The following is a 20498-nucleotide window of genomic DNA, read 5'->3' on the forward strand; positions in this document are numbered from 1 at the left end:
TGTCTCTTTTAATAAGTGAGATGGTATGAAATACCAATAAATATTTTAAGCGGCTACTTTGTTTAAGTAAGCAATAATATCGTTTGATTCATAAAGCCATTTTACTTGGCCATCTTGCTCAATACGTAAACAAGGTACTTTAACTTTTCCGCCTTGCTCTAATAGCTCTTGGCGGTATTGTTCATCATTTTTTGCATCGCGTGTTTCAATTTTTAAGCCTTCACGCTTAATTGAACGGCGTACTTTTACACAAAAAGGGCATGCTTTGAATTGATAGAGCTTAAATTGTGCGGTTTGCTGATCAAGCTTAGTTTGCTCTTGCGGATCACGTTTTTTGCTACGCGGCGTAAAAACAAAATTAAAAAATAAGATGATACAACCTAAAACCCAGCGAACTAATTTCATCTTCAATACTCTTTACAACAAATTTAAGGTGCAAGATTTTAACACAAAAAAGCGCAACACTATAAGCGGATTATACGTTGCGCTATATCGTTAAAAAAGTGCTTAATTACAACACCACCATATCATCTCTGTGTAGCACTTCCACGCCGCTATCGTAATCAAGTAAATGGCTGATTTGATTAGAGTGTGCGCCTTTTATTTTATCGATTTCAAGATGACTAAAGCGAGTTAACCCGCGTGCAATAATTTGCTGGTTTACATCAATTAAGTTAATTAAATCTCCACGTTCAAATTCACCTATTGCACGCGTAATGCCTTTAGCAAGTAAACTAGCCCCCTTAGATTGCAATGCATGCACCGCACCGGCATCAATTAAAATTTGGCCACTACTTTTAGGCCCTGCCAATAACCATTTTTTTCGGCCATCTTTAGGAGCAGTAAGTTTTAAAAAACGGGTGCCTGGCAGTTGCTCGCTCATGCATTTTAAAATCACATTTTCATCAGCGCCTTTGGCAATAATCACCTCAACCCCAGCTCTTCTGGCAATATCTGCTGCCTGCAGTTTGGTTGCCATACCCCCTGTGCCTAGGTTTGTACCACTGCCACCCGCAAGTTGGCGTAACTCATCATTAATATGGGTAACTTCATCAATCAAGGTGGCGTTAATGTCGGTGCGGGGATCGCTGGTAAATAACCCTTGTTGGTCGGTCAGTAGCAGTAACTTATCGGCATTGGCTAAAATTGCCACCAATGCCGACAAGTTATCGTTATCACCTACTTTTATTTCGCTAGTAGCAACTGCGTCGTTTTCATTAATGATCGGCACTACATCATAATTTAATAAGGCATTGAGGGTATCGCGGGCATTTAAGTAACGCTCTCTGTCGTCAACATCCGCGCGCGTTAGTAGCATTTGCCCGACGTTAATGCCATACAACGCAAATAAGCTTTGCCAAATATGAATGAGCTGCCCCTGTCCAATGGCGGCCAACATTTGTTTGTCTATTAATGTGCGCCCACAGGGTTTTAATAGCTGTTCGCGACCTGCGGCAACCGCACCGCTTGATACTAAAATAACGTGATGACCTTGCTTTTTTAGCTCACTGCATTGGCGAACAAGTTCCACCATATGTGCTTTGTCTAACTTATCGGTACCGCCAGTGAGTACGCTTGTACCTAGCTTTACAACTACGACCTGATCCCTTTGCATGTTTTTTACTTAGCGCAATAAATGATGAATTTATTTATACCAGTTCGGTATTTTTGAACAAGTAAAAAATATTCAATCACCCCCTCTGCATGCTAGGATCGCACTATATTCAACCGATTAAATTACACCTTATGCCTGCCAGTTTATGTTTAATTATTGCCACCTTTTTGTGGGGTAGCTCCTTTATTGCACTTAAATACGCGATTGCGATTTATGACCCTGCCTTGGTGATATTTTTACGTATGCTCACCACTTTACTGATTTCGTTATGTTTATGGCGTTACGTAATTCGCTTTGAATATTTAAAAGGCGATTGGAAGTACTTATTAGGCATGTCGCTGGCTGAGCCGTGCTTGTACTTTTTATTTGAAGGCCACGCAATGGAATATACCTCAGCATCTCAAGCGGGAGTGATTGTTTCTTGTTTACCCATTATTGTGGCATTTTTAGCGTTTTTCATGCTCAAAGAGCATATTAGTAAAGCTATTGTGGTGGGTTTTACGCTGTGTATTGGCGGCAGTATTTTACTGACCTTGCTCTCACCGAGTTCAAGCCAAGCCCCAAACCCATTACTGGGGAATTTTTTAGAATTAATGGCCATGGTGTGCGCGGCATTTTATACCGTGTGTATAAAACATTTAGCTAACCGTTATTCCCCACTCACATTGATTGCTCTGCAAGGTGTGAGTGGTAGTTTGTTTTTTGCTCCGTTTTTATTATTTATTGACCTACCCAGTGAAAACCAACACGATTTAACCGCACTAATGAGCATATTGTACTTAGGCTCTTGTGTTACTTTGGGTGGGTACGGCATGTACAACTATGCGATTAGTAAAGTGTCGGTATTAACCGCCGCGGCTTACTCTAATTTAATCCCTATTTTCACTTTAATTTTGTCAGCCATTATCCTCAACGAAGTACTAACTCTTGGCCAGTGGATCAGCATATTTGTGGTGTTTATAGGCGTAATGATTAGTCAACGCCATCAAGAACTAGTGGTTGATATTCCTAACTCAACTTCGGGTGAGGATATTTCTGCCGACACTAACCACCTTAAATCGGTACCCGAGGCCAGTGAATCAAAAGGGTAACAGGTTAATAAATACAACCCTGATTGCTGCAAAAAATCGGTGTTGTGCTGATGAATTACCTCAACATGAGTTACTGAATAATGCTGCACTTGGCCATTTTTAAGTTGTAGAGAAAATTGCTCCCCCACTTTAGCGTTTTTTAAAAACGCAAAGTGGGTATCGTTGTGGCCAGCAATAAGTGCTCCTTGCGAGTTACCAAAATCAGCCCCACCTAACTCCCCAGCTGGTAAAAAGTGGCTCGGCGCAAACGCTAAGTTTCTACCACTTGCACCATCAAGCACGGTTAGTCGTTTATTATGCTTTGGCCATATTATTTGTGCCACCGGGTAGCTATCAGCATAAAACCACGGCTTAATTTTTTTATTGGGCGATTTAAGGGTCGTTTGCCAAGCTTGCTCTATTAACACTTGTGCAAGCCACGCCTTTGCCTGCATGTATACACCATGGCCAAACAAGCTCAGCCCTAAGGCAAGTAAACCTATGCTTAGCCACTTTTTCATTTACAACGCCTTACTAATAACAGACCACCTAGAAGTAGTAATGCTCCAAACACAATATGTATTTTGCTTTGCCCATCAGTTTGCGGCAAGCGCATACTCATTCCTTGTGGCATAGTATTAGCCACTTGTGTGCTTTGTTTAGCAACTTCTTTTATGGTCGTCTCTTCTATGGCAATAAACGCAGTAAATGGGCTAAGTAATTGATGCTCAAGCGCGAGCTGCTGCACTTGCTGTTTTACAACACTTTGTTGGTTGTATAACAATAACGACTTTATTTTTTGACGTGCCCAAAGCTTATCAATTCCTGTGGCTTTTGAACTTGCTTGCGGATTAAGCTTAACCTTAAACTCCCCATGCGCCGTTTGCCCCGTAAAAGTAATTGCATCGGTATTGTCTAATTTAATAGCCACCATAATAGGCTCAGCAAAATATAGGTCAGGCAAAGGTGAGGGCCAAAAATCTAAGCTGTCTCCATTTGTATTTGTTAACGCTAAATTAGTCAAAGCCGGATGAGCAAGTTTATCAAACAACTGCTGCATTTTCGGCTGCACATCATGAGCACTGCTTATAAAGGTGTAAGTTCCCTTACCTATATCAGCGGCACGACGCATAAAATAACGGTTAGGCGCACTACCAATGCCCACGGTAAATAAACGGCTATCACCTAAGGTATGCGCAATATGTTTAAATAACTGATCTTCGTTACTTACGCTACCATCGGTTAAAAATACAACTTGGCGTACAAACCCTTCAAACTGCGTACCATCGAGTACTGCATCAAGTGCGCCTTTTATTTCAGTTCCGCCATCGGCTTGTAAGTTATAAATAAAACGCTCTGCGCGACGTAAATTAAAGTCACTGGCAATTAATGGGGTTTCACTCATAGCTGCAACCTCATTATTAAAACTGACAATATTGAAGCTATCATCACTATCTAATAATGATAATGCGTAAAACAGCGCTTTTTTAGCTTGTTCAATAGACTGCCCATGCATAGATCCCGAAGTATCAACTACAAACACCATTTCACGCGGTAAACGCTGAGATTGAGTAAAACTATCGCTTGGCGGCATTAGCATTGCTAACGCATACTGCTCACCATTTTGTGCTTGCTGAGTAAAAAGTGCAGCTTGCGCTTGCGCTATTTGTAGTGGCTTAAACTCAAGTACAAAGTCTCTATTTATGGCTTGCTGTGGTTTTAGCACAATGCTGTATTGCCCAAATGCAGGGTTTTCAATATTAACTTGATGGTACTTAGCGTTTATATCAACCAATTCTAAGCCTATATCCATATTAATTGTTAAGCTTAAATCGCTGGCATTTGTCGCCTCATTGGTTTGTTTTGTGTAAACAGGGCTTAACCAACCCTGTGGAGTGAACAAAGGTGCATTAGCGCTTTTTATCGCATGCTTATCTTGTTCATCGTTAACTTCCCCTGTTATTGCATGATAGCGTGGCGTAATTGTGGTTGGAAAATGAATCGCAAAGGTTCCGTGTTGGTAATCAATAATCTCTTGATACTCAAGCGTTATAACTATTTCTTCTCCTGGCCCTACATTTGCCACATTTGTAATAAACATATTTGCACGCTGCAGTCGCAGCAATGAAGCTTGTTTGCCTGCTTTTTTGGCAGCTTGGTACTGTTTTTCAGCTTGGCGTTTTTTTGCTATTTTACCTTTGATAACTCGCTCGCCAATGCGCATGGTCATTGCTTGCACGGCGCTTTCATCGGGTAAAGGAAATACATAACGTGCATTTACGGCAAAAGGGTTTTCATTTATGTAGTGCTGCGTTACTACAACATGATTAATTAGCCCTGTTAGGGTCATTTTTGCATCGCTTTTTAAAATAACCCCAGGATTTACCGCCACTCCTTGGCTATCAAACAAGGATAGTTTTGGCGACTGTGCATGGCTTTTAAAGCTGGCCAAAAGCACGATGATAATAAAAATAAAAAGGCTTACCTTGGTAAGCACTTTGGTGGGTTTACTCAACATAAATCACTCCATCGAACGCCTTGCGATTAATTGCTTGCTGTTTGATCAGTCGTTTGATTAAGCGCACGGGTAGTCAGGGTAACGCGCCTGTCAAAAAAGTTATCTTCAAGGGTGTTACTATTTGCTATGCTTTGTTGCTCGCCAAACGCTTGTGCGCTTAAACGTGTATGGCTAATCCCCTGTTTAATTAAGTAACTTTGTACGGCGTTTACTCTGGCTTTTGACAGTAATAAGTTCGCTTGCTCTGCACCGCGCTGATCGGCAAAGCCACTTAAATCGAGTGCGAGTTGCGGTTGGCTTTTTAATAACGCTACCAATTGATCAAGCTGCTTGGCAAAATGAGGAGCAATATCGCTAGAGCCTGTTTTAAATTGCACTGTCATTGCCAATAAATTATTAAGCTGCGATTGAGTTAATTGCTCATTTTGTTGCGCCAGTAGTTCAAGTTGCGCCTCTAGGTGACTGTTATGATTAAGTACGTGCTGGTAGTCGTTGGTTTTCTCTGCCATTACAGTTAAAGCTTGCTGCTGCTCAGCAATGGTTTGCTCAGCCACCTTGGCATCGCCAATCAAACCACCAGCAAATGCGCCTACAAACGCGCCGATTGGCCCACCAACAACACCACCAATAATGGCACCGGTGCTCAGGCCAACAAGTGTTTCTTTTTTTGCTTCTTTTGATGGGGTATCCGCAGCAAATACTGGCGTACAAAAAGTGCTAACAAGTGTGAGTGCGATTAATGTTTTCTTCATGGTCTATTCCTTACTATTAATAATGGTTGGCAAGCTATTGGTTGGCACTTGCGTTGTATTGGTAATTTCAATAGCTGTATTAAAACACCATGAAGTGGCAATAAAGGGGAGTAAAAATGGCAAACTGCTGAGCAATTGTGGCAAAAAAATGGCAATTGTGTTTTTAACCGTACTTAGCGCAAAAACTTCGCTATAGTGCGCCTAAGTCAATATGAGTAATTAAAAAATGAAAAAAATAGCTATCGTTGAAGATGAAACTGCCATTCGCGAAAACTACATAGAAATGCTGAGCGCTCAAGGCTATCAGGTAAGTGGTTATGAAAACCGCACTCAAGCAGAAGTAGCTTTTAAAGAAGCACTCCCCGATTTAGCCATTGTTGATATTGGCTTAGGCCATGAAATAGATGGCGGCTTTTTACTGTGCCAAACACTGCGTTCACTTTCTAAAACCTTACCAATTATTTTTTTAACCGCTCGCGACAGCGAAATAGACACCGTATGCGGCCTGCGCATGGGCGCCGATGACTACTTAACCAAAGACATTAGCTTAGCGCATTTAGCCGCGCGTATTGGTGCGCTATTTCGCCGCATGGAAGCATTAGAGCAACCCGCTGATGCCAACGCATTAATAATTCGCGGTCAACTAACACTCGACACGCAACGCATGCAGGTGCTTTGGCAGCAACAGTTGGTTGATTTAACCGTAACTGAGTTTTGGATGCTGCATTCACTCGCCCAACGACCTGGCCACGTTAAAAGCCGTAATGAGTTAATGAGCGATGCTAAAATTTATGTAGACGACAGTACCATTACCTCTCATGTAAAACGCATTCGTAAAAAGTTTATAGCACTCGATAGCCAGTTTGACTGCATTGATACCGTGTATGGCATGGGTTACAGGTGGGAGCAACCCACATGCTGAGATTTGGCCTACGCAGTAAATTTATTCTGCTTTCGTGCTTTTTATTTTTGTTGCCATGGTTAGGCTATGAGTACGTATGGGAAATGGAAAAGTTTTTACGCCAAGGCCAAGAAAAAACGCTCGTAGGTACTACACGCGCACTGGCAACGGCCCTGCACGAACGCCCCGCTTTATTTGACGAACAAACCAACTTTTTAGATCAAGTTGTAAAAGGCCGCGATCTCTATGCTTATAATTTAAAAAGCCCAATTCAGCTCGATGGCAAACTCAGCGATTGGGACGCTTACCAATCGCTATTTTGGCTTTATGACAAACGTTACTTACAAACAGCCGATGATAACCATCAACTGAGCAACTTATCATTTAGCCACATGGTGGGTAAGTTTGATAATTACTTATATGCGCTCTTTAACGTCACTGACGATGCTTTAGTTTACCGTGCCAAAAACAGCCTCAGCATTACCAATAATGACTATGTAAAAATTGGCCTAAAAAACCCTGATGGGCAATTTAATACTTATATTATTGCTCCGCGCCAAGATGGCTGGGTCAACGCATTTGATGCCAATAGTAAAATGCCTTTTACTAAAATTCAGGGTTTCTTTAAAAAAACTGACACTGGTTACAACCTTGAGCTGCGCTTTCCTTTGAGTATGCTTGGCAATAAACTGGGATTTGCCATTGCCGATGTTGATAGTAAACAACCAAACCAAACCCCTAGTATTATGTCTACATCGAACTTAAATAACCCGAATGATTTAGGTTCGGTACTGGTGCCCTCCCCTGAAATAAACCGTATATTAAAAGGCATGGGCCACAGCGGCAGTCGCATTTGGGTGGTCGATAATCATCACCGTGTATTAGCGCAATCGGGCAGTATTCAAAATGCCGATGGTGTGTGGGCCGATGGGCTAAAAAATCAAGCGCCAAAAACTGCGTGGCAGCGCTTTGAACAGGCCTATTTACATCCTTTGTATTATAAAATTTTAACGCGCCCTGAAGATGAATTTATAGATACCTTACACGATGTAGCTTCAATGCAAGGCGCTCATTTAGCCAAAGCACTTAAAGGCAAACCGGCCTCGTCGTGGCGGCTCACTCCCGATAACAAAGCGGTGATATTATCGGCTGCGTATCCTATTTGGATTGAGGATAAAGTTATTGGGGCAGTTATAGCTGAAGAAACCACCAATGGCGTGCGTACACTGCGTAATAAATCGCTGGAAAAGCTATTTAATGTAATTTTAGCGGTCATGTTAATTGGCACAGTCACTTTGTTCTTTTTTGCCTCACGTATATCAAGTCGTATTAGGCGACTACGCGATACAGCAGAGCAAGCCATTGATGCACAAGGGCGGGTAACAGGCCACATAAATTACAGCGATGCCAATGACGAAATAGGCGATTTATCGCGTAGCTTTTCAAATATAGTGAGCCGCCTTGGAGGGTATACCGATTATTTAGAAAATATGTCGTCGCGCTTATCTCACGAGCTGCGCACGCCGGTTGCGGTTGTACGTTCATCACTTGAGAACTTACAAAGCTTGCAGCAAAGTGAACTGAGTCAAAAATACCTTGAGCGTGCTAGCGAAGGGGTTGAGCGCTTAGGAAAAATAATTACCACCATGAGCGAGGCAACCCGCCTTGAGCAAAGTATTCAAAGCAATGAGCCTGAGCCGTTTGATTTACAAAAAGTAATTAGTGGCTGTATGCAGGGCTATCAACTTACTTATCCTAACCAGTTATTTACACTCAACATTTGCCAAAGCACACTATTGATGCAAGGTGCTCCTGAATTTATAGCGCAACTGCTCGATAAGCTGATTAATAATGCCTTGGAATTTAGTGAAGCTAACACCGCAATTGAAGTCAGCCTTAAGCAAAATGAAAGCAAAGCAACATTAACGGTAAGTAATACAGGTACTTTATTGCCTGAGGGACTTACTGAACATATTTTTGATTCTATGGTATCGGTGCGCAGCCAACAAATGCAGCAACAACCGCATTTAGGCTTAGGGCTTTATATTGTAAGACTAGTGTGTGATTACCACAAAGGCACAGTAACGGCGCACAATAATGAGCGAGGCAATGGAGTGGTATTTACTGTGAGCTTGCCTTTAAATAATTAAACAAAAAGCGGTTTAATTATAAGCCGCCTTGTATTAAAGCTTTGCAGTTACAATTTAATCCACACTCAAGTGTAACGATTCACTTTTAATTCATTTGCTCAGCCTTAGTCTACTCACCTAGGAGGAGTCAAAATGAAAGAGTTACTAGAACCCGAAGAAATAGAGTTTATTTTCGATTTATATCGTCCTAATGCAGCCAATAACCATGCTCAAGAGGGCGCGACTAAAAAGCCCAAGGTAAGTAATAAACAAGCCATGCAAGCTGAGGTTTTAGCTCGTAGTGCTTAACTACATAAATCTTACAAGTTAGCCATTAAGCTGTAAAAAACCTTTAATGCAATCTATTTCAGCTTGTTTTACTGTCTCGCCTATTTCAGGGCCTTTTTTGCCGCTTTTAAGCGCGTCTTGCACTATCTGTTTTTTATCCATTTTTTGTAGTTCGTTGTGAATAGCACGTAATTTAGCGGCTTGTGGATAGGGCTTATCCACCAGCGTTTCGCCTCGTCCTTGTGCATCACACTGGCACGCTTGAGTAAAAGCAATAAAACGCTCTGGATGCACTAGCGCATTTAAATTAGTGACGATTAATTTATGAATAGTTTGCGGTCTTAACTGTTCAAGCGTGTGGCAAAGTGTATGGTTATCACTGGTAAGCACGCCTATATTACGAAAGCGATTAGGCACTTTTAAACGTTCACAAAACGCCTCAACTACAGCAACCCCTTCACGCTCATGGCCGCGTAAATTACCGCGTTTTTTATAGCTTAGCGCTTTACCAAAGTCATGAGTTAAAGCAGCAAAACGCGTTTCTAGGTTAAAGCCTAAATCGGCTGCTCGTCTAAGCACTAGCATAGTATGGACAAACACATCGCCCTCGGGATGATGATTTGCCGGCTGCGGGGTGTTTTTCATCTGTTCTATTTCAGGAAAAATACCTAACCCATCTAATGCTTGGAAATAAAGCTCAGGGTGTTTTTCGCCAAGCGCTTTTTCTGTTTCAAGCCAGACTCGCTCTGGTACTAGATGTTCCAACTCGCCTTTATTTTTAAGCTCATGCATTAATGCAGTAGTACTTGGATGAATAGACCAGTCACTACCATAACGGGCTAAAAAGCGAGCAATACGTAATACCCGAACAGGGTCTTCTACAAATGCGTGGGTGGTGTGGCGCAGTATTTTATTTTTTAAATCATCTTGACCATTAAAAGGGTCAATAATAGTGCCGTTTTCGTCTAGTGCCATAGAGTTAATGGTTAAATCTCGGCGTGCTAAATCTTCTTCAAGAGTTACGTTTGGGCTGGCATCCACCACAAAGCCGGTATAACCTTTACCACTTTTACGCTCAGTGCGCCCTAGTGCATATTCTTCTTTAGTGTTTGGGTGTAAGTAAACCGGAAAATCGCTGCCAATGGGTAAAAATCCGAGCGCTTCCATTGTCTCTGGCGTTTCACCAATAACAACATAGTCATTATCTTTTGATTGTATGTTTAGCAGTTTATCTCGCACTGCTCCACCCACTAGGTAAACTTGCTTTAAACTCTGTTGCACTTTATTCCCAACCACTACTTTTAAGCTTTTCTTTGATGTTAATCATACCTAATAGTCATTAAAAAATCTGTGTTGTTTGCCAAGCTTTATTAAGCTCATTACAATAGCGCATTATTTTTTAATACCTAAACAGCGAATGAAAAACCACTCAGCAAAAAAAGAACTTATGTTACTGCCCATCCTTTTGGTGGTTATTATTATGTGTGTTGCAGGGCATTTCTTGCTGCAGGCTAATTTTCAAGACAGCCATTTGGTGGAGTATTTGTTAGCTGCAATCCCATTTGCTATGTTTGGCTTAGTAATAGTAGCTTTTAAAATGGCTGCCAAAAGTGAACAACTAGAAAATGATGAGTAAATAAGTTACTGATAGTTTTTTTCTGCTTTAGTGACTTTGTATAAATAGCGTCTTGATTCCGCACGTGAGTGCTTAGTGGTGAGAATATTATAAAACTGGCTTGCAGTAAGCTGGTTTATTCGTGAAAACGCCACACTTCTATTTTTATTAAATATGCGCAGTACATTACCCGCCCCGCCGTTATAAGACGAGATCATGGCAAAGTGCTTACTTTTATCGGTATTAATTTTATGTAAGTAATTATTTTTTAAAATACTTAAATAGGCGCTGCCAATATCAATGTTATGTTTTGGATTAAACAATACTGCTTTGGTTGGTTGCCCAGGTACTTTTTTAATTTTTTGGTATACATCGCGCCCTGCGGTAGCCGGGATCACTTGCATTAATCCATAGGCATTGGATGAACTCACCGCATGCGGGTTAAAGCTACTTTCAGTTTCAATAATGGCATAAATAAGTGCTGCCGATATTTGATATTTTTTTGCAGCCGCCAGCACATAATCACTGTACTTTTGCTTTCTTAAATGGGCATTTTGCTCGACTAAGTCAAAACTAACCGACGAAATAACGTGCCCATATTGACGTTGCTTTTTTAAGTTATTATTTACTAAATAACGCGCAAATCGATTAGCACGCCAGCTATATTTTATGGGTAACTTATCTTGGTCGAGTACTTGTTGGTATAAAAACGGCTCGCCTTCTAAAATTGGCGCTTCGCTGGTAAAAATATCGGTTTTATCGGGATCGCTAGAGGTCAGTAAGGTCATAACAATAGCCTGCTGTAACAAGCTTATTGTATTTTTTAAAGCGATGGTTTCTACTTTTACAGTGCCTTGCTCAAAATCAATAATGGCACGAGCTTGGTAATCATTACTGTATTTTACGTATTTTTTGGCACTAGGTTGCTGAGTGTTTTGTTTACCCCACTTGCGCCCAACAACGCTTTCTAATGCGGCTAAAAGCTGTTTTACGCTACCAACCTGTGCCTTAATAGAACGGTGTGTTTTTTGTGCTTGCTTGTGAATTGCAACTACGTCAGTAGGATCGTTTTTTACTTGCTTTACCAGTTTATTTAAATCAACAACGGGCGGTAAACCCGACAGTGATTTACAGCCACTTAAGCCAACTAGCAAAAGTATAAACGCATACTTTTTCACACAACATCCTAATAAACTTAATAAATCCTCATTTATTATAATACATGATAACCAAACCAGTCAGGTTTAATTGTTTGTGCTTGACCACTTGGGGTTAGTTTAATATTAAGCTGGCTATCGAGTAAGTCGATAGCAAAGCAATCATCAACGTCATGTAAATCATCTTTATGTAGATGGCTAAGCCCTGCGAGTAAATCACTTTTAGCGCGCTGTTTTGCTTCTTCACTACTGCTGGCAACATACAAAGCAAAGTCGTGTTGCTCTGCTAATGAGTCGCTTCTGTAAGCACCTAAGTTAACAAAATAAAGTTGCTTATTTTGCTCTATATAACTATCAACCACCTCGATTTTATAACCATCAATATGGTTAACCGCCATGTAGCTATCCATGTGTACACTGTTTTTATCACCCACCCATTGGCTTTTTAGTTTGGTATAGGTTTGCTCAATATTTTGGCCTACCACAAAACGTACGTCGTGCATTTCTATGTGACAACCTTGAATGCGTCCTCCTAAATACACCATGAATAACTGCATGCTCACTTCCTTTTAAAAACCAAATTAAATTAAACTATCTACGTCAATCTCATGCTTTTTAATCAACTTATAAAAATCAGAACGATTACGCTTGGCAAGTTTGGCGCCTTCTGCCACATTGCCCCCTGCCATTTTCAGGGTATTAATTACATAGTCTCGTTCAAATTCTTTTTTAGCTTCATTAAGTGATAATGGCTCAACGTTACTTTCATTACTGTTTAGGGCACTAAGCACTAAATGTTCAGATATAACCTCACTAGGAGTCAACGCAACCACCTGCTCCACTACATTTTGTAATTGACGTATATTACCTGGCCAATCATACCTTACTAGGGCATGCATGGCATCGTTTGCAAAGCGCTTTTCTTTTTGCTCCATACGCTTTGCGATGTTGGCACTAAAAAAGTTGGCTAATAAGCTAATATCTTCACGGCGTTCACACAGCGGGGGCAACTTTAAGTTTACGACGTTTAACCGGTAGTATAAATCTTCTCTAAACTGTTGATTACTAATCGCTTCAGGCAGGTTTTTGTGGGTTGCAGAAACAATTCGCACATTAATGGGAATTTCTTCTTGAAAGCCCACTGGGCGAATGGTTTTTTCTTGTAGCACACGCAACAACTTAACTTGTAAATTAAGCGGCATATCACCAATTTCGTCTAAAAATAAGGTACCGCCTTGCGCTTGCTGAAATAGGCCTTGGTGATCTTTTACTGCGCCAGTAAATGCCCCTTTTTTGTGACCAAATAGCTCTGATTCTAATAGCTCACCAGGCACGGCCCCACAGTTTATTGCCACAAATGGGCCATCACTAACATGGCTATGCTGATGAATCGCCTGCGCAAGCAACTCTTTACCGGTACCGCTGGCACCAGAAATAAGCACGTTAACTTGTGTAGGCCCTAATAGTTTCACTTGCTCCAACAAATGCAGCATAGCGCCACTGCGGGTGACAATATTACTTTGCGGGGCGACTTCATCATTATTAACCCCATGTATCTCAATGGCTTTGGCTAGGCTGTCAAACAGCTCATCTTTATCAACGGGTTTTGTGATAAAGGCAAAAATACCTTGCTTGGTGGCCTCTACCGCATCAGGGATAGATCCATGAGCCGTCATCATAATAACAGGCAACGCAGGGTAGCGGTTTTGCAACTGTCGGTGAAGCGCCATGCCGTCCATTTCATCCATTCTTAAATCGGTGATCACCGCATCAAACACTTGGTTTTTAAGTAGTTGTAATGCGTTCATACCACTATCACAGGTCGTTACTTCATAACCCTTTGATTGAATTCGAATCGCCAGTAATTGCAGCAAGCTGGCATCATCATCAACGAGTAAAACTTTAGCACTTGATGGAAGTGTGACTGACATAGTTACTGCTCCTTGGTTTCTTCACGTAGTAAAAGTTGCTGTTCAATTGCGGCTAATGACGACAAGGTTTTTTGCATTTTGGCGTTCAATGCTTGCTGTTGTTTTTTTGCATCTATTTGCATTAATACGTGCTGTTTTTGCAGCCATAAATAGTGCTTTATATCATCGGGCCAATAGTACGCCTGATCCAGCTTAAGTAATTGACTCATCACAGTATTGGGGTCACTACTAAGCTTTAAACATGCTGTACTAAAAAACGCTTTCAGTGCTTGCTCCCCTAAGTAGGTTTCATTGCTAGGCGCTAATTTAAAACCACCGCACTGATTGGCATGCCAAGCAATAACTTGCGCTGCAGAGGGATATATTGGCTCTGATTTTGGCCGAGGTTTGGGATTTGGCTGATTCGTTTTGCTATCTGGCTGAGAGGGTACATTTAATGCTGATTCACCCTGTGTTTGAGTGTTTGTTATTTCACACCCAGATAAAAAAACAAGACTGCTGGTTAGCCATACAATAGCCATTAAACGCGCAGACATATTATTTAACTCCTTTATTTTTATAGGGGATGACAATGTTAAATCGACAGCCTTGCGGCTCATTATGCTCAATTTTTAGTTGCCCATGTAACTGTTCAACTGACTCTTTGACTATAGTAAGGCCTAAACCACTGCCTTGTAAGCTAATCTCTTTGGTATGTTTACCTTGATAAAATGCCCCAAAAACATGATCTCTTTCATGCTCTTTAATGCCACAACCCTCATCTGCTACTTGCATATTTAGGCCATTATTTTCTAGACTCAAGCTAATAGTAACGACTTGGTTTGGCTGAGAAAACTTTAAGCCATTGGAAATTAACTGAATTAAAATCATTTCAATTAACTCCCGTGGCAAACTAAGAGAAATATTAGGTAAACTATTGTGCCAAATAAGCGATTGTTCTCGCGCATTTAAGCGGTGCTCAAAGTGGTTATTTACCTTTTTTATTAGCTGATTAAATTCCACTTCACTGACGTTGTCTTTACTGGTGCGAATGGCGTTATAACTCAATAAACTGTCTATCATAGTACGTAGCCTCACCATCGATTGACTGATCAGCCCAAGTACCGCTTTTTGCTCGTTATTGATGGGGCCAACGATTTCATCGGCTAGTAATTCAGTGCCCTCAACCATAGAAGCCAAAGGGGTTTTTAATTCGTGAGTAACGTGGCGTAAAAATGTATCTTTTTGTTGTTCTAACATATGCAGCTGCGCTTGCACCCACTGCAACTTGTTACCTAACTCTATGAGTTCAGCCGACCCTTGCACCGATATTTTTTGCTGCCAATCTCCTTGGCCTAATTTATCAATCACTGAGGTTAAGCTTTTTAAGCGCCCGCTTATGCGCCACAAAAAACCGCCGCCAACAAGCAGCGTTAAAGGCGTAAGTGCAATCAACCAGTTTATAAAGGAAGCTTGTAAATTTGTGAGCTTAATTTGGTTTTGAGTGATTTTGGCTTCATTTTCCTCACGTAACCACAATGTTAGCTCCGCTAGTATTTCGCTGATTGGCACAAATAATTCAGCTTGTTGACGCGCTTCAACCACAAGTTGAGTATGCGCCGTTTGCAAAGTATCCGTTAGCCGTTGCCATTGGTGTGTATTTGCTTGGTTATTTGAAAGCTGTTTTAGCTCATTGATGTTTTGCAATGATGATTGCCATTTATCTACGATTAGCTTATCGAGTGAGTCGCTCTTTAATACCCAGTTTTGCCTAGTTGCTCTTTCTAAACTATTAAGCTCTTGCTTAAGCACATTAAACGACTTAGTTACTTGGTAATTATTACTCACAATTTGCTGAGTGACCGCTAATTGCTTATTTAATACATTTAAAAACACAATAACTACTATAGATAAGGGCAACAGCGACAACAGCATGCTCATTACAAATTGGCCAATTAAATTGGGGCGCCAATTTATCAATGCTTTATATTTTTCAGCCATGACTGCGGGCATACAAAAGTCCTTTGCTATTTTTAAACGTTCTATTATTAAGCGCTCAACTTATACACTCGCTGAACCATCAAGGATAAAAACCCCTGCTGTCTCTAAATAGCGACAAGTTAAGCAATTGATTTAAAAAATTTTAAACGCTTATAACTGCAAAATTGTTGCATAAAACACACAGTTACTTGTAAAAATTACGCACCAACCATCACAAAAAAACATAACTCACTGATTATTAATAAAAATAAATATTGGCATCATTTTTGTTACGAGAACATTAATATTAATCTAAAAAGAGCCAAGGAATGTTCAAAAACAATTTACAGAACGCTGCACTTATCGGTTTGTGCCTAACCAGTACTCATTTATTCGCTCTTGATGTAGATGCTGAATTTAATCGTTTAGACAAAGACAGTAATGGCACATTAAGTGAAGCTGAAGCAGGTGAAGATGCTTTATTACATGAGAACTTTGCACAGATAGACACCGATGAAAACGGACTCATATCTCTAAACGAATTTAAGCTGTTTATAAAATAAAGGAGTACATTCATGAAACAACTAATTGGTGCTTTTTCGCTCCTATTTTTAGCTATTAGTGCCACCGCACTGGCATCGCCATTAAATGTACGTTTTATGCATTTAGATAAAAATATGGATGACCAAATATCGCTTGTTGAGGCAAAGCAAGATAAACAATTACTTAAGCAGTTTGCCGATTTAGACAAAGATAACAACGAGATGATTTCTAAAAAAGAATTCCAAAACTTTAAACCTTAAGTTTAGATTCAAGTTTAATCTATTAGTATAGAGTTAAAAGCACTTGCCATAATCCCTGAGGGAGTGTGTAAACGGATTTAATGTTGGGATTTAAATTATGGCAAGTGCTTTATTTCATTACTGCCAGCAATTAAAATATGCCTTGGAACGCCAACCATGAAAATACAGCTTCTCCTTATTGGTGCTTTACTATTTGTTAGTCATAGTGCATGTGCACTTGATGTAAAGCAACGCTTTGAACATCTAGACACCAACAACGACGGGTATTTAACCCATAGTGAGCTTGCTGCTCAGCCTCAGCTATTAAACTCATTTTCAAATTGGGATGAAAATCAAGACAACAGAATTTCTTTAACTGAGTTTAAAAACTATCTAACCACCAATTTGTACTGAGTATTTAGATGAAACCTATCCGCCATATTATTTTGCTAACGCTTACTGTTGTTAGCTGCATGAGCTTTGCGACAAGCAGCTATATTGCCTCAGAATTTGAAAAACTTGACCGTAATCAAGATGGCTTTTTAACTCGTTCGGAAACTGCCAGTGATCCTGCTTTATGGTCACGCTTTGGCAGCTACGACCGTGACAAAGACGCACAATTGTCATTAAGTGAATATAGTTTGTACGCCAGTAAATAAATAGCTCCCTCAAATAAAGCCTAGTTAATTAGGCTTTATTTGAGAAGATTAAACAAATTCTTTCCTGTTAACACGCACCCTATCCCACCCTGAATTTGCTTGCTCTAGCTAAAAGCTGGGCTTATTCGACTATTAATAAATTATGCTATTGGTATTCTAAATTTGAGTTTGCTACTGTGATAGTACAAATAATAACAACATACCTCATATGCAACTCAATAAATTAATTAAACCGGTATTACTTGCAAGCCTCTGCGCCTTATCTAGTGTGGCAATTGCACAAACGAAAGTAATATATAATGCCAATGGCTACACCCCTTTATACAAAGGAAAAATGCGCCACGGCGAAGTAAACACATTTACAACCTTAATCATAAAAGATGGCAAAGTTGTAAAAACAGGCCCCGACAGCTTGAAAAATAGTTTTCCGGGCGCAACCCTAATTGACGCCAATGGTAAAACCTTATTACCAGGACTCATTGATGCCCACGGGCATGTAATTGGCCTTGGTGATAACTTGTCACAGCTGGATGTGCGCGGCGCAAAATCGGTAGATGAAATAACCGCTAAGCTCAACGAATTTGCCAAAGGCAAAGAAGGTTGGATCATTGGTCGGGGCTGGAACCAAGAGCTATGGTCAGACACACGTTTCCCTACCGCCGCTGATTTAGACAAAGTCGTCAGCGACCGCCCTGTTATTTTATCGCGAGTAGATAGCCACGCTATTTGGGTTAATTCAAAAGCCCTGGAGCTTGCTAATATTAACGCTGATACATTATCGCCTACTGGTGGAGAAATTATAAAAGATGAGTTTGGCAAACCAACCGGTATTTTTATAGATAAAGCAGAAACCTTGGTTACCCAGCATATGCCTGCAACGTCTGCGCAATCGGTCAGTAATGCATTAGATGCCGCAGGTAAACATTTATTAAGCTTAGGCATTACCTCAACCCACGATGCGGGTATTGATAAAACCACGTGGCAAGTTTATAAACAGCGCGCCGAGTTAGGCACATTACCGCTTAGAATTGTAGCGATGTTAAGTGCAGCAAGCCCAGATTTAAATATGATGCTTAAAGCTGGCCGGTATCAAGATGCTCAAGATTTTTTATCTATTCGCAGTGTAAAAATTTACGCTGATGGTGCGTTAGGGTCACGCGGTGCCGCGCTTATTGAAGAATACGCCGACAGAGCAAACCACTTTGGCCTAATGCTTGAAACCCAAGAAAAGCTAGAACAATTATTTACACTCACTTTTAAAAGCGGGTTTAGTGCAAATACCCACGCCATTGGCGATAGAGCAAATAAAATTGTGCTTGATGCCTATCAAAATGTATTTAAGCAAACCGGTGGCATACTACTACGTAATCGCATGGAGCATGCGCAAATAGTCTCGCCGGAGGATATACCGCGCTTTAAAACACTGAAAATAATTCCATCAATGCAACCTGTGCATGCTACATCGGACATGCACATGGCAGAGCAGCGTTTAACCGATAAACAACTCAAAGGCGCATACGCTTGGCAAACATTCTTAGAGCAGGGGTCGACTATTGCAGCGGGTTCTGATTACCCTGTCGAGCTCGCGAACCCGTTTGATGGCTTATATTCTGCCATTACACGTATGGATCATAATCAATTGCCTGAAAACGGTTGGCGCGCCAGTGAAGTGTTAAGCAGAGAAGATGCATTACGTGCGTTTACCCTTGGCGGCGCGTATGCAGCGCATCAAGAGTTTAAGCTAGGGAGTTTAGAGCAAGGTAAATGGGCTGACTTTATACTGGTTGATCAAGACTACTTTAAAGTCCCCATTGAGCAGCTATACAAAACTCAGGTGCTGCAAACGTGGATTGCGGGTACGTTACGCTACGAAAAAGACGTCGCAAAAGCTGAGTAATTAAAAACAAAAAAGGGTTAACTTGCGTTAACCCTTTTTTGTATCAACTTTTGACTGACGATATAACTTAATAATGTGATAGATATTGACCAAAGCCAACAAGCCGTTGGTAAAAGCCACCGGCACTGAGCCTATAGCCGCACCGTAAAAAGTAAACGCAATACAGCCAAGTAAATTAAACCAACGTAGTTTGGTTACATCAGTCATGGTTAATGATATGACTAATAAGGCGGATGCTAAATAACCTAAATATTCCCAACTCAATTGTTCTCTCCTAGGCTTTAGGTTAGTATTACGCGTTAAATTTTAGTACATTATCTAGCTACGCTACGCAGTAGTTAAAATAAAAAAGCTAACTTACCAATAAAACCTTAAAATATACTGGTTAATACCACAATTTTTAATCATTACACGGAAGAATGAAGGTCATTTAACGCCATTAATTATATTAACAGCGTGGGCAAGTTAGCGTAAATTCTTAATCTTAATGCTATCGTCATTAAGGTGTAATAAATAGGACAATTGTCCGAAGAGCATGATTGATGTTTCAATACCATTTTTCCAGTTACCTTGTTGATCAACTGCTGACGTTTGCCGGCAGTAGTTTTCAGCAATCAAAAAAAGAAATATTAATACAGCAAGACCAGCCGTTAACTAAGTTGGTATTAGTGCGAAGTGGAACTGTATCGTTTAGTTACGATGTAGGTAATGGCAGGCGCCTGCTACTTGGCCAACTCGACTGTAACAATACCCTAATTGGCGAAATTGAAGCACTCAATAATAACCCCTGCATTTACACGGTAACCTGCTTTAGTGATGTCACGTATAATTTGATTGAATTAAAACATTGGCGTTCATTATTACTCGATAAACCCGAGCTAAGCTTATATACGGCGCAAACGATTGCGGCTAAGTTTCAAGAAAATCAAAAAATTAATTTAGATAAGCTGTTACTGCCGTTGAGCTACAATATTGCCAAAGACTGCTTATTACGTGCAGAGAATAACAATCCCACCTTGTTACGTGCTTACCCTACGGTAAATGCAGAAGCAGAGCGCTTTGCAACCACTGAGCGTGCATACAGGCGTGTAGTGAGTGAGTTAGTAGAGAAAAACTTAGTGCAAAGAAGCACGCAAGGACTGCAAGCTGTCGATATACCCAAATTAAGTGACTATGTAGATAGCTTTGCACAGCTTTAAAGACAATAAAAAAGGCCATTAAGGCC

At 40.6% G+C, this 20498-nt stretch carries 23 protein-coding genes; 11 read left to right on the forward strand and 12 right to left on the reverse strand.

Annotated features, from left to right (window positions below; all coding sequences use genetic code 11):
* Positions 1-45: 45 nt before the first annotated feature.
* Both ND6B_RS14620 and proB read right to left on the reverse strand, forming a co-directional pair.
* Positions 46-405, reverse strand: a complete 360-nt coding sequence (locus ND6B_RS14620; RefSeq protein WP_008111110.1) for a glutaredoxin family protein — start codon at positions 403-405, stop codon at positions 46-48.
* Positions 406-511: 106 nt separating this feature from the next.
* Positions 512-1615, reverse strand: coding sequence for a glutamate 5-kinase (gene proB, locus ND6B_RS14615; RefSeq protein WP_033102848.1), 1104 nt, complete (start codon positions 1613-1615; stop codon positions 512-514).
* A gap of 131 nt (positions 1616-1746) precedes the next feature.
* On the opposite strand from proB, the gene ND6B_RS14610 reads away from it, so the two are divergent.
* Positions 1747-2706 carry a DMT family transporter gene (locus ND6B_RS14610; RefSeq protein WP_033102849.1) on the forward strand — a complete coding sequence of 320 codons (960 nt, stop codon included), beginning with the start codon at positions 1747-1749 and terminating at the stop codon, positions 2704-2706.
* Here the strand turns inward: ND6B_RS14610 and ND6B_RS14605 are convergent.
* Genes ND6B_RS14605 through pdsO form a run of 3 tightly spaced genes read right to left on the reverse strand, consistent with a single transcriptional unit; the run spans position 2601 to position 5955 of the window.
* Positions 2601-3206 (reverse strand): class GN sortase, encoded by a 606-nt coding sequence (locus tag ND6B_RS14605; protein ID WP_033102850.1) that lies wholly within the window; start codon positions 3204-3206, stop codon positions 2601-2603. The two genes, ND6B_RS14610 and ND6B_RS14605, sit on opposite strands and share 106 nt — an antisense overlap.
* Positions 3203-5203 carry a marine proteobacterial sortase target protein gene (locus ND6B_RS14600; RefSeq protein WP_033102851.1) on the reverse strand — a complete coding sequence of 667 codons (2001 nt, stop codon included), beginning with the start codon at positions 5201-5203 and terminating at the stop codon, positions 3203-3205. The genes ND6B_RS14605 and ND6B_RS14600 overlap by 4 nt, the downstream gene beginning before the upstream one ends.
* Positions 5204-5229: 26 nt before the next feature.
* Positions 5230-5955: a sortase-associated OmpA-like protein PdsO gene (gene pdsO / locus ND6B_RS14595; RefSeq protein WP_033102852.1), complete on the reverse strand. Its 726-nt coding sequence runs from the start codon at positions 5953-5955 to the stop codon at positions 5230-5232.
* A gap of 226 nt (positions 5956-6181) precedes the next feature.
* On the opposite strand from pdsO, the gene pdsR reads away from it, so the two are divergent.
* The 3 genes from pdsR to ND6B_RS20265 all read left to right on the forward strand — a co-directional run bounded on the left by pdsR (position 6182) and on the right by ND6B_RS20265 (position 9294).
* Entirely contained in the window at positions 6182-6877 is a 696-nt protein-coding gene (pdsR, locus tag ND6B_RS14590; RefSeq protein ID WP_033102853.1) for a proteobacterial dedicated sortase system response regulator, read from the forward strand.
* Positions 6871-9006 carry a proteobacterial dedicated sortase system histidine kinase gene (gene pdsS, locus ND6B_RS14585; protein ID WP_033102854.1) on the forward strand — a complete coding sequence of 712 codons (2136 nt, stop codon included), beginning with the start codon at positions 6871-6873 and terminating at the stop codon, positions 9004-9006. Before pdsR ends, pdsS begins: the two co-directional genes overlap by 7 nt.
* A 132-nt stretch (positions 9007-9138) precedes the next feature.
* Positions 9139-9294, forward strand: a complete 156-nt coding sequence (locus ND6B_RS20265) for a hypothetical protein (protein WP_200882073.1) — start codon at positions 9139-9141, stop codon at positions 9292-9294.
* An 18-nt stretch (positions 9295-9312) separates the two neighbouring features.
* Here ND6B_RS20265 and ND6B_RS14580 read toward each other — a convergent pair whose 3' ends face one another.
* Entirely contained in the window at positions 9313-10554 is a 1242-nt protein-coding gene (locus ND6B_RS14580) for a multifunctional CCA addition/repair protein (protein WP_033102890.1), read from the reverse strand.
* Positions 10555-10690: 136 nt separating this feature from the next.
* Between ND6B_RS14580 and ND6B_RS14575 the strand changes: the two genes are divergently transcribed.
* Positions 10691-10909 (forward strand): hypothetical protein, encoded by a 219-nt coding sequence (locus tag ND6B_RS14575; RefSeq protein ID WP_033102855.1) that lies wholly within the window; start codon positions 10691-10693, stop codon positions 10907-10909.
* Positions 10910-10914: 5 nt separating this feature from the next.
* Here the strand turns inward: ND6B_RS14575 and ND6B_RS14570 are convergent, their stop codons facing one another.
* From ND6B_RS14570 to ND6B_RS14550, 5 genes are read right to left on the reverse strand one after another with little or no spacing between them, the layout of a single operon-like run.
* Positions 10915-12066 carry a murein transglycosylase domain-containing protein gene (locus tag ND6B_RS14570; RefSeq protein WP_033102856.1) on the reverse strand — a complete coding sequence of 384 codons (1152 nt, stop codon included), beginning with the start codon at positions 12064-12066 and terminating at the stop codon, positions 10915-10917.
* A gap of 35 nt (positions 12067-12101) precedes the next feature.
* Positions 12102-12602 (reverse strand): DUF1543 domain-containing protein, encoded by a 501-nt coding sequence (locus ND6B_RS14565; RefSeq protein ID WP_033102857.1) that lies wholly within the window; start codon positions 12600-12602, stop codon positions 12102-12104.
* Positions 12603-12626: 24 nt separating this feature from the next.
* Positions 12627-13976 carry a sigma 54-interacting transcriptional regulator gene (locus ND6B_RS14560; protein ID WP_013465725.1) on the reverse strand — a complete coding sequence of 450 codons (1350 nt, stop codon included), beginning with the start codon at positions 13974-13976 and terminating at the stop codon, positions 12627-12629.
* A gap of 2 nt (positions 13977-13978) precedes the next feature.
* A complete protein-coding gene (locus ND6B_RS14555; RefSeq protein WP_033102858.1) occupies positions 13979-14512 on the reverse strand; it encodes a hypothetical protein in 534 nt (177 codons plus the stop codon).
* 1 nt (position 14513) lies between these two features.
* Entirely contained in the window at positions 14514-15968 is a 1455-nt protein-coding gene (locus tag ND6B_RS14550; RefSeq protein ID WP_033102859.1) for a HAMP domain-containing sensor histidine kinase, read from the reverse strand.
* A gap of 296 nt (positions 15969-16264) precedes the next feature.
* Here ND6B_RS14550 and ND6B_RS14545 point away from each other — a divergent pair, with 296 nt between their 5' ends.
* The 5 genes from ND6B_RS14545 to ND6B_RS14525 all read left to right on the forward strand — a co-directional run bounded on the left by ND6B_RS14545 (position 16265) and on the right by ND6B_RS14525 (position 19273).
* Positions 16265-16498: a cag pathogenicity island protein Cag25 gene (locus ND6B_RS14545; protein ID WP_013465728.1), complete on the forward strand. Its 234-nt coding sequence runs from the start codon at positions 16265-16267 to the stop codon at positions 16496-16498.
* A gap of 12 nt (positions 16499-16510) precedes the next feature.
* Complete coding sequence (locus ND6B_RS14540; protein WP_024602367.1) at positions 16511-16738, forward strand: hypothetical protein; 228 nt, start codon at positions 16511-16513, stop codon at positions 16736-16738.
* Positions 16739-16894: 156 nt separating this feature from the next.
* Positions 16895-17131, forward strand: coding sequence for an EF-hand domain-containing protein (locus ND6B_RS14535; protein ID WP_016900452.1), 237 nt, complete (start codon positions 16895-16897; stop codon positions 17129-17131).
* An 8-nt stretch (positions 17132-17139) separates the two neighbouring features.
* Entirely contained in the window at positions 17140-17376 is a 237-nt protein-coding gene (locus ND6B_RS14530; RefSeq protein ID WP_033102860.1) for a calcium-binding protein, read from the forward strand.
* Between the two features lie 208 nt (positions 17377-17584).
* On the forward strand, positions 17585-19273 hold the full coding sequence (locus ND6B_RS14525) for an amidohydrolase (RefSeq protein ID WP_033102861.1): 1689 nt from the start codon (positions 17585-17587) through the stop codon (positions 19271-19273).
* Positions 19274-19300: 27 nt separating this feature from the next.
* On the opposite strand, the gene ND6B_RS14520 is transcribed toward ND6B_RS14525, so the two are convergent.
* Positions 19301-19537 (reverse strand): YgjV family protein, encoded by a 237-nt coding sequence (locus tag ND6B_RS14520; RefSeq protein ID WP_033102862.1) that lies wholly within the window; start codon positions 19535-19537, stop codon positions 19301-19303.
* Positions 19538-19815: 278 nt separating this feature from the next.
* Here ND6B_RS14520 and ND6B_RS14515 point away from each other — a divergent pair, with 278 nt between their 5' ends.
* Positions 19816-20472 (forward strand): Crp/Fnr family transcriptional regulator, encoded by a 657-nt coding sequence (locus ND6B_RS14515; protein ID WP_016900456.1) that lies wholly within the window; start codon positions 19816-19818, stop codon positions 20470-20472.
* Positions 20473-20498: the final 26 nt, after the last annotated feature.

This window comes from Pseudoalteromonas sp. ND6B (genome assembly GCF_000764215.1).
Lineage (GTDB): Bacteria > Pseudomonadota > Gammaproteobacteria > Enterobacterales > Alteromonadaceae > Pseudoalteromonas > Pseudoalteromonas tetraodonis.

Excerpts from the sequence above, each read along its gene's own strand:
- ND6B_RS14620 (WP_008111110.1), bottom strand. The coding sequence starts at position 405 with ATGAAATTAGTTCGCTGGGTTTTAGGTTGTATCATCTTATTTTTTAAT.
- proB (WP_033102848.1), bottom strand. The coding sequence starts at position 1,615 with ATGCAAAGGGATCAGGTCGTAGTTGTAAAGCTAGGTACAAGCGTACTC.
- ND6B_RS14610 (WP_033102849.1), top strand. The coding sequence starts at position 1,747 with ATGCCTGCCAGTTTATGTTTAATTATTGCCACCTTTTTGTGGGGTAGC.
- ND6B_RS14605 (WP_033102850.1), bottom strand. The coding sequence starts at position 3,206 with ATGAAAAAGTGGCTAAGCATAGGTTTACTTGCCTTAGGGCTGAGCTTG.
- ND6B_RS14600 (WP_033102851.1), bottom strand. The coding sequence starts at position 5,203 with ATGTTGAGTAAACCCACCAAAGTGCTTACCAAGGTAAGCCTTTTTATT.
- pdsO (WP_033102852.1), bottom strand. The coding sequence starts at position 5,955 with ATGAAGAAAACATTAATCGCACTCACACTTGTTAGCACTTTTTGTACG.
- pdsR (WP_033102853.1), top strand. The coding sequence starts at position 6,182 with ATGAAAAAAATAGCTATCGTTGAAGATGAAACTGCCATTCGCGAAAAC.
- pdsS (WP_033102854.1), top strand. The coding sequence starts at position 6,871 with ATGCTGAGATTTGGCCTACGCAGTAAATTTATTCTGCTTTCGTGCTTT.
- ND6B_RS20265 (WP_200882073.1), top strand. The coding sequence starts at position 9,139 with ATGAAAGAGTTACTAGAACCCGAAGAAATAGAGTTTATTTTCGATTTA.
- ND6B_RS14575 (WP_033102855.1), top strand. The coding sequence starts at position 10,691 with ATGAAAAACCACTCAGCAAAAAAAGAACTTATGTTACTGCCCATCCTT.
- ND6B_RS14565 (WP_033102857.1), bottom strand. The coding sequence starts at position 12,602 with ATGCAGTTATTCATGGTGTATTTAGGAGGACGCATTCAAGGTTGTCAC.
- ND6B_RS14560 (WP_013465725.1), bottom strand. The coding sequence starts at position 13,976 with ATGTCAGTCACACTTCCATCAAGTGCTAAAGTTTTACTCGTTGATGAT.
- ND6B_RS14555 (WP_033102858.1), bottom strand. The coding sequence starts at position 14,512 with ATGTCTGCGCGTTTAATGGCTATTGTATGGCTAACCAGCAGTCTTGTT.
- ND6B_RS14550 (WP_033102859.1), bottom strand. The coding sequence starts at position 15,968 with ATGCCCGCAGTCATGGCTGAAAAATATAAAGCATTGATAAATTGGCGC.
- ND6B_RS14545 (WP_013465728.1), top strand. The coding sequence starts at position 16,265 with ATGTTCAAAAACAATTTACAGAACGCTGCACTTATCGGTTTGTGCCTA.
- ND6B_RS14540 (WP_024602367.1), top strand. The coding sequence starts at position 16,511 with ATGAAACAACTAATTGGTGCTTTTTCGCTCCTATTTTTAGCTATTAGT.
- ND6B_RS14535 (WP_016900452.1), top strand. The coding sequence starts at position 16,895 with ATGAAAATACAGCTTCTCCTTATTGGTGCTTTACTATTTGTTAGTCAT.
- ND6B_RS14530 (WP_033102860.1), top strand. The coding sequence starts at position 17,140 with ATGAAACCTATCCGCCATATTATTTTGCTAACGCTTACTGTTGTTAGC.
- ND6B_RS14525 (WP_033102861.1), top strand. The coding sequence starts at position 17,585 with ATGCAACTCAATAAATTAATTAAACCGGTATTACTTGCAAGCCTCTGC.
- ND6B_RS14515 (WP_016900456.1), top strand. The coding sequence starts at position 19,816 with ATGTTTCAATACCATTTTTCCAGTTACCTTGTTGATCAACTGCTGACG.